This window comes from Pseudomonas marvdashtae (genome assembly GCF_014268655.2).
Lineage (GTDB): Bacteria > Pseudomonadota > Gammaproteobacteria > Pseudomonadales > Pseudomonadaceae > Aquipseudomonas > Aquipseudomonas marvdashtae.
This window is the reverse complement of the sequence record NZ_JABWQX020000006.1, coordinates 35,969-49,480: the sequence shown is the minus strand read 5'-3', so window position 1 is coordinate 49,480 and position 13,512 is coordinate 35,969. Positions and strand designations below refer to the sequence as shown.

Genomic DNA, 13,512 nt, shown 5'->3' with positions numbered 1-13,512 from the left:
ACGCCTGCGGCAAGGGATCGGCTATTGCAGACTGCTTACTTGACTCGCCGCGCCTTGCTGCACTTGCAATCGGGTGTCATCAGCTAACTCCATTCCAACCCGAGTATAGACAGCACCTGCAACCTCGCAACGCGATGGCGTAAATCGTTTGAAACAGCCGGGGCTTGCGCTAGAGCCCACGAATGGAGAAGGATGCGAACCTGAGTGATGGCAAACCGATATAACAGCGACGCATCAAGGAAGGGGCAGTTATGAAAAATAGGTCTTAGGAGTCGATTTGCGCCAGCTAAGTTATGTCATTCCTATTTCATTGCCGTTGTTTCCTGGAGTTGTCATGAACACCGCCGCATTGCGCGAGCAGATCCAAAAAGCCCAACAACACGAGGCCGAGACCGGCCTGTTGAGCCGCCAACTGACGGCCCAGCTGCCGAGCCTGCACCGTGCCATCCAATTGCCGGACGCCGACGCCAATGACGTCTTGGCGCGGTTTGTCGCTGCCTACATCGAAGAAGTGCCCGACCTGCTGGACGCCGCCAATGACGTCGCCAAGGAGGCAGGTATCGAGTCGCAAATCAAACCCGTACTGAAAATTGCCGAACAGTACTTCCTCCAGCCGCCGACAATCATGGCCGGGCATGTCGGGCTCGACAGCCTGTTGGACGAAGCTTACCTGGCGCACCGGTTTGTCGAAGAGGTCAACGACCTGTACATCAAGCATTTCGGCCAGCCGCTGATTCCCTTGGACATGACGGTGGCCAATCTGATTGCGCACCAGTTGATTGGTGAGGCATTTGCCAACCAACTCGATGAGGTGGTGCATCACACGTTCGATGAGATGCTCAACGACGAGACGTTTGCATTGGAGTCGGTAGAAACCTACCGCGAGAAACTCAGCAGCCCGGAAACCGGCGCGGCCTGGAAGCGCTGGCCGTGCATGTCACGCCGCTTGGGCGTGGGTCTGGAGTTGGATCAGCCGGCGGCTTGATCCGTAGCGACAGCGAGAACCCTGGAAGCGAGCCAGCTCGCTTCCAGGGTTCTTGATGGAGATGTCAGGAAGCCGTTGCGCCCACCCCAACGGTTGTACGCAATCGTCCTTCCAGCCGGCGCTTGAGTCCGCGCGATTCAATCAACAGCTTCGAACCCTTGCTGGCATTCGCCCGGCCCCATTCCTCCAGCAATTCCAGGCACGAGTGGTCGATGTAGCTCAGGTTGTTGAGCGGCACATGCACGGTCGCGCCTTCCGGTACGGCATTCAGCACTTGGGTCAGCGCGGGTACCTTCAGGAAGGTTGCCGCGCCCACCAGGCGCAATTCCATCTCACCGTCCTGGGGCAGATCGATCAGGCTGATCTTCAGGCGCGAGGCTTTCCACGCCAGTTTCGCCAAGGTCAGGCCGAAACCGATCAGCACGCCGGTCAGCAGGTCGGTGAAGATGATTGCCAGCGCCGTCGCGGCGTAGGTAAACATCGGCATTCGCCCATAACGGCCCAGACTGCGAAACGCCTTGAGGTCCACCAGTTTGAAACCGGTGTACACCAACACGCCCGCCAGGCTCGCCACCGGAATGCTTTGCAGCACGCTGGACAACAGGAGCACGAAGAGCAGCAGCCACAGGCCGTGGAAGATCGTCGACATCCGCGTGGTTGCGCCGGCCTGCACGTTGGCGGAACTGCGCACAATCACACCCGTCATCGGCAGGGCGCCGAGCAAGCCACAGAGCATGTTGCCGATACCTTGGGCGGACAGTTCGCGGTCGAAATCGGCGCGCTCGCCGCTGTGCATTCGGTCCACGGCGGCGGCCGAGAGCAAGGTTTCGGCGCTGGCGATGAAAGCGACGGCGAACGCCGCGATCAGTACCGACGGGTCGGCCAGGTTCAGCAGATCGGCCGGGCGCAGCCAGTCGATGGCTTCGGCCATATTTTCTGGGACTTCCACGCGCTTGACCTGCAACGCCAGCAACAGGCTCGCAACCGTTGCCAGGCCGACGCCGAGCAGGGCGCCGGGAACGAAGCGCAAACTGTGCGGACGAAATTTTTCCCACAGCCACATCACGGCAATTGTCGAAAGACCGAGCAGACCCGCCTGCCAGCCGAACGACGGCAAAGCCTGGGCCACTGCCGCGGGGAACGCCGCCAGGTTATCCAGTCCCGAGGGCTTGGGCGCTGCGTCGAGCATCACATGGACCTGGGACAAAATGATCAGCACGCCGATACCGGCCAGCATGCCGTACACCACCGCAGGCGCGGTGACCCGGAACCAGCAACCGAGGCGAAAGCGTCCGGCCAATAGCTGCAGAAGACCGGCCAGCAGCAGGATCGGCCCGAGCATTGCCACGCCATGCTGGCGCACCAGCTCGAAGACCAACACCGCCAGGCCGGCGGCTGGACCGCTGACTTGCAGCTTCGACCCGGCCAGGAAACCGACCACCAGTCCACCGATGATGCCGGTGATCAGACCTTTGGCGGGCGGCAGCCCGGACGCGATAGCGATGCCCATGCACAAGGGCAGCGCCACCAGAAACACAACCACGGAAGCCAAGAGCTCCCGTGGCAGAACAGCTTTTAATTGAGCAGCACGCATGGCGACTCTCCCGAAGATTTCTTCAGGCATGGCGAGGCCCGCCCGCGAAAAAGCGGGAAGGCTCGAACCATGCAAGGATTTTTAGGAGCGCTTAGAAGCGCGCTTTGGGCGTCGCCACCGGTATCGGGTGGCTGCCATCGAGCGGCAGGAAACAGCCGCGATCCGCGTCGAAGGCTTTGATCTCGCTGGTCTCGATGTTGTACACCCAGCCATGGATGAACAACTGGCCGCTGGCCATGCGAGAAGCCACCGAGGGGTGCGTTCGCAAATGCTGCAACTGCGCGATCACGTTCTCTTCGGTGAGGATGGGCATGGTCTGCTTCTCATCACCGCACGGGCAGTTGTCGTGAACCATGGTCTTGGCCACTTCGGCGTGGCGCAGCCAGGCTTTTACCGTGGGCATTTTTTCCAGGGTGTCGGGGTTGAGCACCGCGCGCATGGCGCCGCAATCGGAATGGCCGCAGACGATGATGTGTTGCACACCGAGGGCCAGCACGGCGTATTCGATGGCGGTGGAAACGCCGCCGTTCATTTGCCCATAAGGTGGAACGACGTTGCCGACGTTACGGGTCACGAACAGGTCGCCGGGGGAGCTATGGGTAATCAGCTCGGGCACGATGCGCGAATCGGCGCACGTGATGAACATCGCCCGTGGTGTCTGGGCGGTGGCGAGTTTCTTGAAGAGTTCTTCCTGCTGGGGAAAGATCTCGTGATGGAAATGCAAAAAGCCGTCAACTATATGCTGCAGCGCTGCATCGGCGGTTTCCGCCTCGGGTTGGGCTGAAGCCGACGCAGCCAACGGCTGTTTATCCTTGTCACTCATAATTCATCCTCTTGACGGTTACGCCAGTGGCTGGTTAAAAAACATCCAGGTCGAGATGCCCGACCCGTCAGTCACTCGCTGAACAAGGTAGCCGCCGAAACTTAACTCAAACTGAATCGAAGGCTCTAAACCGTGTCTTACAAGGCATAAACAGGCCGTTCCGGCGCGTTTGTCCAGCCATGGCCAAAGATTCAATTTAACGCCAATTGCAGTTAAATCAATGACATCTGTCGGCCCGGCGGACAGAACGCATCGCAGTCAAGATTGTAGCTATCGCGTCGATCAAAGCTCAAACGCTTCAGCATTTTGCTGAAGCGCTGGGCCAACAGGTCGGCAAAAGGTCCCTCGCCGCGCATTCGCGCACCAAACCGGCTGTCGTACAGCTCACCGCCGCGGCTCTGGCGCACGAGGCTGAGCACGTGAGCGGCGCGTTGCGGATAGTGCGCCTGCAGCCACTCTTCAAACAGCGGCGCCACTTCCAGCGGCAGGCGCAACATGACGTAGGAGGCGGTCTGCGCGCCGGCGGCCCGGGCTTCGGTCAGCAGGCTTTCGATTTCGCTGTCATTGATCATCGGGATGATCGGCGCGCACAGCACGCCGACCGCAATGCCCGCTTCGCGCATCACTTTGATCGCCCGCAAGCGCGCCTTGGGTGCTGCCGCGCGCGGTTCGAGGATACGTTTGAGTTCATCGTCCAGGGTGGTGAGGCTGATCATCACCTTGACCAGGCGCTGTTGCGCCAGCTCGGTCAGTAGGTCCAAGTCCCGCAGGACCAGCGAACCTTTAGTGACGATGGTCACTGGATGCCGATAGCGCAGCAGCACCTCAAGGATCCGGCGGGTAATCCGTTGCTCGCGCTCGATCGGCTGGTAGGGGTCGGTGTTGGAGCCCAGGGCGATCGGTGCGCATTGATAGCCGCGCTTGGATAATTGTTCTTCCAGCACATCGGCGGCGTTGGTCTTGGCGATCAGCTTCGTTTCGAAATCGAGTCCGGGCGACATGTCCCAATAGGCATGGCTGGGCCGCGCGTAGCAATAAATACAGCCATGTTCGCAGCCACGGTAAGGATTGATCGAGCGGTCGAACGAAATGTCCGGCGAGGTATTGCGGGTGATGATGGTCTTCGCCGTTTCGATGCGCACCTCGGTGCCTTGGGTGGGCGGGACTTCCTGGTACCAACCGTCATCCTCAACCACCGAACGACTCGGGGCGAAGCGGTTATGCGGGTTGGTGGCGGTGCCGCGACCGCGGGGCGGTAGGGAGACGGACATGGGGATACTCCGAAAACTGTATGTGCATACAGTATTGCGAGAATCCGGTTTAGGCCAGTGCCATTCGGCAGGCCGCGCCCTCGGCCCCTGGCTGATTCACAGCGCGTTGACATCTTTCTCACAGGTCTTTAACCGGAGCGAGCCGAGACTGCAGCCTTTCCAAATTGCTGGTTAACGTCATGTCCAAGCGCTTCTCCGTGTTGATGCTCTGCCTGGCCTTGCTCGCGGTGGCCGACTCCGGGGCGCAAGCCGCCGATGGTGCGCAGAGGCCCGATGAATGGGCCCAGCCAGTGGCCGAGCGCTACCACCTGTTCCAGATGTCGCCCACGCTTTATCGCAGCGCCTTGCCGGACGGCGCTGCATTGCCCTTGCTGGCCAAATTCAACATCGGCACCGTCATTACATTCCTGCCCGACTCGGATGCCAACTGGTTGTCGACCTCTGGCATCCGGCAAGTGCAGTTGCCTTATCGCACCAATCACGTCGACGACAGCGACATCCTCAACGCCTTGCGCGCCGTCCAGGCCGCCGAGGCCAACGGCCCGGTGCTGATGCATTGCAAGCACGGCTCGGACCGCACCGGGTTGGTGGCCGCCATGTACAGGGTGGTCGTCCAGGGCTGGAGCAAGGAAGACGCCCTGGACGAAATGACCGAAGGCGGATTCGGCGACAGCCACCACTTCAAGGATGGCGTTCGGTATGTGATGCAGGCTGATGTGGATAAGCTTCGTCTCGCCTTGAAGAACGGCGATTGCAGCACCAGCGTCTTCGCGCTCTGCTCGTTGAAAAGCTGGGTGAACTCAACGACCACCGCACACCACCTCGACCCTCAGGAGCCCGCGCCGGCACGATGATCGGTCGCTTGCAGGAACGCGGCGATGGACTCGGACAGCGGCCGTGAATCGCCCCGTTCGAAGATCGCCTCGCGCAAGGCTTTGGCCGTCTGCCTATCGTATAGCCCGTTGCGTTTGAATCGCTTGAACACAATGTCGGCCAGCCGTTTCGACCAGGCATAGGCATAGATGCCGGCCGCATACCCCGTGACGATGTAATCCAGGCCGTTGGGCCAGCGTTCGTTTGCAAACACCGGTAGATGCCCGACTTGCGCGTTGACTTGATCAAATACCTGCTGGGCCGTTCGCCCGTCGCCATGGCTGCGGTGCAGCTCCATGTCGAATAAGGCATCGCGCAAGAACGCAGCCGTGTCCCAACTGGTCTGCATGCCGAGATATGCCAGCAACTGATCGGCGATCGTCTCTGGCAGGGGCGCGCCAGTTTGGTAATGCCTGGACAACCGAACCAGGCATTCCTTGGAGAAACACCATTGTTCGAACAATACGCCAGCAAATTCGGCGGCATCCCGGGACAGTTCGGAAATGCCCGACACCGCACGGTACTCGACCAGGCTCAACACATGGTGCAAGCAATGGCCCAGTTCGTGAAAAAGCACTCGCAGTTGACGATGGTCCAGCAGCACGGGGCTGTCACCAGGAACACGCGGCAACCAGCCGTGCAGCGTGGCAATCGGATAGCGGGGCCGTCCCTCGGCGGTGATGCGGCGGTTTCGCAGGGTGCTGGTGTTGGGGAAGCTATCCTGGTTGGCGTCCTCGAACGGATCGAAATATAGGTAGCCGAGGATCTCGCCCCGTTCGCGAACCTCAAGAAGGCGCACCTGCGGATGCCAAGTAGCCACGTCCCGACGTTCGATGATGTCCACGCCGAACAGGTCCTTTGCCATCAGCAATAGCTGTGAAAATGTCGACTCCAACTCAAACCAGGCGCTGACGGTCTGTTCCGAGACGCCCGTCATTCGATGGCGGAGTTTTTGCGCCAGATATCGATAATTCCAGGGCTGCAGCCCGCTGAAACCTTGGGTTTCAGCAAATGCCTGCAACTGCGCGGCGTCTTCGATAAACACGCTTTCCTGCTGTTGCAGCATGCCTTGCAGGAATGCTTGGACCTCTTCCGGCGACCGAGCCTGTTCCGGTTCTAGCGCCAACTGAGCGTAATTCGAATAGCCCAGCAGGGTGGCCAACTCATGACGATCCCTGAGCAACTGCCACAGCACATCGCCGTTGTCGTACACGCCGGCATGTGGCCCTTGATCGGACGCGCGCGTGCTGTAGGCGACATATACCTGCTTGCGCAGCACGGCATCGTCCGCGTAACGCATGACGATGCGAAACGATTCCTCATTGAGGGTCAGCAACCATCCCGTGCGCCCCTGTTCACGAGCCTGCTCGGCCATTCGCTGCCTGAAGGAAAGCGGCAGGCCACTCAATCGGGCTTGATCATCGAATGTTCGGTTCCAGGCTTTGTTGGCCTCATGCAAATGTTCCAGGAACAGGCTACGGGCGCCTTGGATGCGCAGTTGCAAGTCCTTCAGGGCCGGCTGCGAATCGGACCCCAGTCCGTCGCGGCGAAACTGCCTGAGGATCTTTTCCAGGGTTCTCGTTCTCACCGAGGAGAAATGCTTGGCGATCTCGCTGTCCGCCAAGCGTTGATAGAGCTGAAACAGCTCGGCGTTCTGCCTCAACGACCGCTTGAACTGCTGCAAGCGTGGGGTGCAGTCGAGCGAAACCTGTTCCCAGGCTTCTTCGGTCCTGGTGGTAGCCAAGCGCTCCAGCACATAACCAAATCCCTTGAGTCGCGCATGAATTTCATCCATGGCCAGCACCAAATCGTCCCACGTGGGGAAGGGTGCTTGGGTCTTGATGATCTCGGCGACTTTGGCGCGGCTCTCGGTGATTATCTGATCGAGGGCCGGGGAAAAGTGTTCGGCTTGAATCTTAGAAAAAGGCGGCAGGTCATGGCGCTGTAACAGCGGGTTTTCGGTGGGGTGCATGGAGACTTCCTGTCAGTCTGAACGTGTCGGACCAGTCTGAAGAGGAAGGGGGTTGATGCGGCGGTATATAAGTATCGCTTCCGGGCCAGGCGGCCCGGAAGGTGATGCCGAAGATTTCAGTCGGTTTTTTTCTTCAACTTGGGGTTTGGGAAAAACTGTACCGCCTGGACCTTCACGTCAGGTGTCTTCAGCGCCGAGGTGTTGACCCGGGTGCCCAATTCCTTGGGCACCGACAGGCCTTGCTCGTTGAGTGTGTCGGAATAACCGCAGGCGACACATTCACGGTGCGGCACGCCATCTTCGTTCCACATCATCAGCTTGTCCGGCTCGCTGCATGCCGGGCAGACCGCCCCGGCGATAAAGCGTCGTTTGGTAATCACAGGCCCCTCGCTCATGCTGCCGCGTCCTCGCTCAGGCCGCTATGGCGCAAGAGTGCGTCAATCGACGGCTCACGGCCACGGAAGTCGACGAACAGCACCATCGGCTCCTGGGAGCCGCCACGGGCCAGGATTGCCTCGCGGAAGGCGCGACCGGTGTCGGCGTTGAGCACGCCGTCTTCCTCGAATTTGGAGAAGGCATCGGCCGACAGCACTTCTGCCCACTTGTAGCTGTAGTAACCCGCCGCGTAGCCGCCGGCGAAGATATGCGCAAAGCTGTTCGGAAAGCGGTTGTAGGCCGGTGGGCGCATCACCGACACCTCGTCGCGCACGCCTTCGAGCACTTGCAGCACGCTGCGGCCGTCGCCGTGGGTGGCATGCAGCTCGAAGTCGAACAACGAGAACTCCAACTGGCGGACCATCATCAGGCCCGATTGGAAGTTTTTCGCCGCGAGCATTTTCTCCAGCAGGTCCTGGGGCAGCGGTTCGCCGGTTTCATAATGGCCGGAAATCAGCGCCAGGCCTTCGGGCTCCCAGCACCAGTTTTCCATGAACTGACTTGGCAGCTCGACGGCGTCCCAGGCGACGCCGTTGATGCCGGACACGCCGGCATGTTCGACGCGGGTCAGCAGATGGTGCAGGCCATGGCCGAACTCGTGGAACAGGGTGGTGACTTCGTCATGGGTCAACAGCGCCGGCTTGCCGCTGTCAGCCGGGGTGAAGTTGCACACCAGGTTGGCAACGGGGCTTTGCAGGACGCCCTCGAAGGTACGACGACGGTCGCGGGCACCGTCCATCCAGGCACCGCCACGCTTGTTGGCGCGGGCGTAGAGGTCGAAGAAGAAGCGACCAACGTGCTGGCCGTTCTCCTTGATTTCAAACAGGCGCACGTCCGGGTGCCAGCTGTCGAAGCCTTTCAACTCGGCGATCTCGATGCCATAGAGGCGCTGGACGATGGCGAACAGGCCGCTCAACACCTTGTCGATCGGGAAGTAGGCGCGCAGGGCTTCCTGGGCCACGCTGTAACGCTGCTGGCGGAGTTTTTCACCGTAGAAACCGCTGTCCCAGCTTTGCAGGTCGGGGCAGCCCTGCTCGGCGGCATAGGCTTTGAGCTGTTCCAGGTCCAGGGCGGCGAACGGCTTGCTGCGCTTGGCCAGGTCGCGCAGGAAGCTGAGCACCTGATCGCTGGATTCGGCCATTTTGGTTGCCAGGCTCAGTTCTGCGAAGTTGGCAAAACCCAGCAGCTTGGCCAGTTCCTGGCGCAGGTCGAGGATCTGCTCCATCACCGGGCCGTTGTCGTTCTGGCCAGCATTCGGGCCTTGGTCTGAGGCACGGGTGCAGTAGGCCGCATAGACTTCTTCGCGCAGGGCGCGGTCTTCGGCGTAGGTCATCACCGCGTAATAGCTGGGGAATTCCAAGTTGATCAGCCAGCCGTCCAGCCCTTTGGCCTGGGCCGCGGCGGCCATTTGCGCCTTGGCCGAGTCGGTCAGGCCGGCGAGGGCGGCTTCGTCTGTGACGTGCTTGGTCCAAGCCTGGGTCGCGTCCAGCAGTTGGTTGGAGAAGCGGCTGCCCAGCTCGGACAGTTTGCTCTGCACTTCGGCGTAGCGCTTCTGCTGCTCGGGCGGCAGGTCGATACCCGACAGGCGGAAGTCGCGCAGGGAGTGTTCCAGGATGGTTTTCTGCGCCACATCAAAACCGGCCGCCTCGGGGCTGTTCGCCAGGGCTTCGAACGCCTGGAACAGCTCGCGGTTCTGGCCCAGCTCGGTGGAGTAGGCACTTAGCGCCGGCAGGCAAGCCTCGTAGGCTTCACGCAATTCCGGGCTGTTGCGCACGGCGTTCAGGTGACTGACCGGGCTCCAGGCAGCGCCCAGGCGATCATTGAGCTCGTCCATCGCCAATACCAGGCTGGCCCAGGTAGGCTGCTGGACTTGGGTCTTGAGGATTTCGGCGATGGCGGCACGGTTGTCAGCCAGAATCTGCTCGATGGCCGGTTGCACGTGTTCGGCACGGATCGCCGAGAATGGTGGCAGGTCGTAGGGCTGCAAAAGAGGGTTGTTCACGCTCACGGTTGACACCTTGGCTGGAAGAAACATGCGCCCATCTTAATTACAATCGACGTTCACCGCAGCTAGCAGCGCCTATCACCGGATAAGAGAGAGCCTATCGTGACCCTTCGCACGTACCAGAACCACAGCCCGCGGCTTGCCCGTGGGGCTTTTGTCGACAGCACCGCGGTGGTGATCGGCGACGTCGAAATCGGCGAAGACAGCTCCGTCTGGCCGCTGACGGTCATTCGCGGCGACATGCACCGCATCCGCATCGGCGCCCGCACCAGTGTCCAGGACGGCTGCGTGCTGCACATCACCCACGCCGGTCCGTTCAACCCCGATGGATTCCCGTTGCTGATTGGCGACGACGTGACCATCGCCCACAAGGTCATGCTCCATGGCTGCTCCGTCGGCAGCCGGATCCTCATCGGCATGGGCAGCATCGTCATGGACGGCGCCGTGGTCGAGGATGACGTGATCATTGGCGCCGGCAGCCTCGTGCCGCCGGGCAAACGCCTGGAAAGCGGCTTCCTTTATGTCGGCAGCCCGGTGAAGCAGGTCCGGCCGCTGACCGATAAGGAGCGGGCCTTTTTCACCTACAGCGCGGCGAACTACGTAAAACTCAAGGATCTGCATCTGGCCGAAGGCTACGACCAGCCCTGAACCGTCCCGCCATTGCCCAGGATTTTTCATGCACTACCAAACCGTACTGTTCGACCTCGACGGCACCCTCACCGACCCACGGGAAGGCATCACTCGTTCGATCCAGTTCGCCTTGAGCAAACTGGGCATCGATGAGCCCGACCTGACCCGCCTCGAACACTTCATCGGTCCGCCGCTGTTGCAGGCGTTCATGCAGTTTTATGACTTCGACGAAGCGAAGGCCTGGGAAGCGGTGAACTTCTATCGTGAACGCTTCAAGGTCACCGGCCTTTACGAGAACCGCGTCTTCGATGGAGTGCTGCCCCTGCTGGAAACCCTCGGCGGCCAGGGTCGGCAGCTGTACATCGCCACCTCCAAACCCTGGGTCTTCGCCCGGGAAATCGCCCGCCATTTCGACTTCGCCCGACACTTCAAGGTGATCTACGGCAGCGAACTGGACGGCACCCGAACCAATAAAGTCGAGCTTATCGCTCACCTGATGGCCGAAGAAAACCTCGACCCGAGCAACACCCTGATGATCGGCGACCGCAAACACGACCTGATCGGCGCCCGCAGCAACGGCCTGGACGCGGCGGCGGTGGGGTATGGGTTTGGCAGTTTCGAAGAGCTGAGCGCTGAAAACCCGGTGCATCATTTCCAGACGCTGGATGAGTTGCACCGGGCGTTTTTGCGGGGGTGACGGTGTGGCGATTAGCGTGGGTCGACGTTATCCAGCACACGGCTGGCCAGCATTGAACTCAGTTCGATCAGTTGCTGAATGCCGAGGGCAATGTGGCGGCGGGGGCCTTCCAGGTCGAAGGCCAGGTTGCTGATCATCGCGTCGGCGGATGCCAGGTTTTCGCTGAGGTTGGCGAGCAGGCATTCGTTGTCGGCTTTTTTTGACACGGTGAAGAGCGGGTCCGGTTTGGATGCATCTTCGGACTTTTCCGGTTTGGGTAGCAGGTAGTGATCCAAGACGCGTTTGGTGGTTTCGTCGTGCTTTTTGGCTTTGGATTTGGTTTGCGCGGAGTTGTCCGTTTCCGGAGGGTTTGGAGTTATTTTGAACATAAGCTGGAATCCTTGAGTTGGGCCGCGACCCTTTCCCTACTAAAAGAAGGGTGGCGGCTGTACGCAGGTTAGTAGACCGGGGATTCCAGCATTGCCGGCGCGCCGAAGCGCCCTGCGCACAGCCACCATCAAGGACAGGAATTGGAACACCTGCCTGAGTGGATAGCTCGTGCATCTTGCGGAAAACCTCGGGCTACTAAACCCGACCACTGGTGGGCAGTGGCAGGAAGACGATAGGCCCCGGGGGCAAGGCGCACAAGCCAGCGGATTCTGGCGTAGTTGTAGGCAATGGCGCAAGGATGCGTAGCTTGGTGGAGGCGTTGCGGAGGGAGAATAAACAAGCCTTCGTAATGCCTAGGATTTGGGGCGAGGAAGCGTGCTCTCGCTCAATGGCGCAGCGGTTTTTCTGTAGGAATGCGCCGGCCTTTTTGGGGCGGCTTCGCCACCCAGCGGGAGCAAGCTCCCTCGCCACGAGATCTGTGTTTCGGATCAGGCCCTGTGGTGTTGGCTCGATCGGCATTTCGCCCTTTGGACAGCTGTCAAAGCTTGTCCAAGCTAGAAACCGTGGTGGTGTAGAAGGCCACGCCCGATTTGTCGATGACCTTGATTCTGCCGCCTTCTTCCTTGAGGTCTTTGAGGTACGGACCGAACGCTATTTCGTCGGGTGCGGTTCGCAGAATTTCTTTATCGAGTACTGCTGTGTCTTTCCTCAAGACCTTAAGGTTCATGAGGAAGCAGTCGATGGTTAACTGGCACTCCAGGGCGCAGACATAGTCAGACCCTTTTATTTTTTTCTGCTTGAAAGTCCACTCGTTTTTATAGTGGTTGCGGCGGAACTCATCCATTGCGTTTTTCAGCAAATCAAGGGGCAAGGCAATGTGTGGGCGGCATTTTTCCAGGCCTTCCAGCAACAGTTGTATAAAGAGCTCATTGAGCTCGTTGACCGATGTGCATTTTTTATACTGTTCGGTATCCAGGCTGACATTGACGATGAGCGCGCCGCTGGAGTTTACATAGGGCTCGTCGACGGCTTGGCGCGTGCCGACAAAGCAGATTTTCTTGAAGTTCGGCGTTTCGAATTTTTCTGCACTCAGGTGGCGCTCAAGAAAATTGCAGATCGAGCGGCTTTGGTCGCGAAACGGATGAATAATTTCGTCGCTGAATTCGCCCAAGTCGGGGTACAGGTAGATTTCTTTTAAGATCATGGTCTTGAATGCCTTAAAGCCCGCTCACGCCGCCGGTCTATCGAAGCGGCACAGGTAAGCGGCGGGTTAACGGCCTTAGGCTCTCACGGTCCGTCCAAAGCCCTGGGAAGACTTCGAACTTCAGATCGTCGCGGTTAACGCCAGTATCGAAATAGCGGCACAACCTGTCGCTCAAGTCTTCATCCCCCCACATATTGGTGAGCTCGTATTTCTCAATGACGTCGCGGTTTTTCGAAAGCGTCAGATCTTCTTTCAGTGCGGGCACCAAGCTGTAATCGGCAGCGCAATCTGTGCCGATATCGATCAGGTCGGCGCCCCGAAACGGGAAACCACCTTCGAAGTTGACGTGTGGCCTGAGCCAATAACGTTCATGGTCTGACAGGATCAAGGAGGTTGTGCAGGTTAGTTTTTCCACCGCCAGCCGTTGGGTAATCACTTTCCCTACGAAGCCGCTGAATAAAATCATGCTGTTATCCAGTACGAGGTCGGGCCAGGTGCCATCCTCGCTTTTCACGTCGTAAAAACGCATGACTGAATGCTTGGTCATTTGACCCAAGGTGTATAAATCGTCTCGCAGTTTGAGGCTGACTAGATCGCCTTCCTTCAAGGTGATGCGCTTGGCCATGGGTTCACTCCATTCCGAATATATTGATG

General features: G+C 59.6%; 13 protein-coding genes. 4 read left to right on the top strand and 9 right to left on the bottom strand.

The features are described 5' to 3' along the window. The first annotated feature begins 334 nt into the window (after window positions 1-334). Window positions 335-985, top strand: a complete 651-nt coding sequence (locus tag HU742_RS25080; protein ID WP_186633545.1) for a hypothetical protein — start codon at window positions 335-337, stop codon at window positions 983-985. Between the two features lie 64 nt (window positions 986-1,049). Here HU742_RS25080 and HU742_RS25075 read toward each other — a convergent pair whose 3' ends face one another. From HU742_RS25075 to HU742_RS25065, 3 genes are all read right to left on the bottom strand, one after another. Further along, window positions 1,050-2,579, bottom strand: coding sequence for a SulP family inorganic anion transporter (locus tag HU742_RS25075; RefSeq protein WP_186633548.1), 1,530 nt, complete (start codon window positions 2,577-2,579; stop codon window positions 1,050-1,052). A 91-nt stretch (window positions 2,580-2,670) separates the two neighbouring features. Next, a complete protein-coding gene (locus HU742_RS25070; RefSeq protein WP_186615599.1) occupies window positions 2,671-3,402 on the bottom strand; it encodes a carbonic anhydrase in 732 nt (243 codons plus the stop codon). A gap of 212 nt (window positions 3,403-3,614) precedes the next feature. Next, entirely contained in the window at window positions 3,615-4,673 is a 1,059-nt protein-coding gene (locus HU742_RS25065; protein WP_186633551.1) for a PA0069 family radical SAM protein, read from the bottom strand. 179 nt (window positions 4,674-4,852) lie between these two features. Between HU742_RS25065 and HU742_RS25060 the strand changes: the two genes are divergently transcribed. After that, a complete protein-coding gene (locus HU742_RS25060) occupies window positions 4,853-5,527 on the top strand; it encodes a phosphatase domain-containing protein (protein ID WP_186633554.1) in 675 nt (224 codons plus the stop codon). Here HU742_RS25060 and HU742_RS25055 read toward each other — a convergent pair. The 3 genes from HU742_RS25055 to prlC form a co-directional block, all read right to left on the bottom strand. After that, window positions 5,503-7,518 (bottom strand): M3 family metallopeptidase, encoded by a 2,016-nt coding sequence (locus HU742_RS25055; RefSeq protein ID WP_186643362.1) that lies wholly within the window; start codon window positions 7,516-7,518, stop codon window positions 5,503-5,505. The genes HU742_RS25060 and HU742_RS25055 overlap by 25 nt on opposite strands. 116 nt (window positions 7,519-7,634) lie before the next feature. Continuing rightward, window positions 7,635-7,913: a YheV family putative zinc ribbon protein gene (locus HU742_RS25050; protein ID WP_186633560.1), complete on the bottom strand. Its 279-nt coding sequence runs from the start codon at window positions 7,911-7,913 to the stop codon at window positions 7,635-7,637. Continuing rightward, window positions 7,910-9,988 carry an oligopeptidase A gene (gene prlC / locus HU742_RS25045; protein ID WP_186643363.1) on the bottom strand — a complete coding sequence of 693 codons (2,079 nt, stop codon included), beginning with the start codon at window positions 9,986-9,988 and terminating at the stop codon, window positions 7,910-7,912. The genes HU742_RS25050 and prlC overlap by 4 nt, the downstream gene beginning before the upstream one ends. A gap of 72 nt (window positions 9,989-10,060) precedes the next feature. Here prlC and HU742_RS25040 point away from each other — a divergent pair, with 72 nt between their 5' ends. Both HU742_RS25040 and HU742_RS25035 read left to right on the top strand, forming a co-directional pair. Beyond that, window positions 10,061-10,606 (top strand): gamma carbonic anhydrase family protein, encoded by a 546-nt coding sequence (locus tag HU742_RS25040; protein WP_186643364.1) that lies wholly within the window; start codon window positions 10,061-10,063, stop codon window positions 10,604-10,606. 28 nt (window positions 10,607-10,634) lie between these two features. Continuing rightward, a complete protein-coding gene (locus tag HU742_RS25035; protein ID WP_186633569.1) occupies window positions 10,635-11,285 on the top strand; it encodes an HAD family hydrolase in 651 nt (216 codons plus the stop codon). A gap of 11 nt (window positions 11,286-11,296) precedes the next feature. Here HU742_RS25035 and HU742_RS25030 read toward each other — a convergent pair whose 3' ends face one another. The 3 genes from HU742_RS25030 to HU742_RS25020 all read right to left on the bottom strand — a co-directional run bounded on the left by HU742_RS25030 (window position 11,297) and on the right by HU742_RS25020 (window position 13,483). Further along, the gene (locus tag HU742_RS25030) at window positions 11,297-11,653 is read right to left on the bottom strand and encodes a DUF6124 family protein (RefSeq protein ID WP_186643365.1); all 357 of its coding nucleotides are present in this window, start codon (window positions 11,651-11,653) and stop codon (window positions 11,297-11,299) included. A 539-nt stretch (window positions 11,654-12,192) separates the two neighbouring features. Further along, window positions 12,193-12,858 (bottom strand): hypothetical protein, encoded by a 666-nt coding sequence (locus HU742_RS25025; RefSeq protein WP_186643366.1) that lies wholly within the window; start codon window positions 12,856-12,858, stop codon window positions 12,193-12,195. Window positions 12,859-12,895: 37 nt separating this feature from the next. Beyond that, complete coding sequence (locus HU742_RS25020) at window positions 12,896-13,483, bottom strand: DUF8309 domain-containing protein (RefSeq protein ID WP_186633578.1); 588 nt, start codon at window positions 13,481-13,483, stop codon at window positions 12,896-12,898. Between the last annotated feature and the right edge of the window lie 29 nt (window positions 13,484-13,512).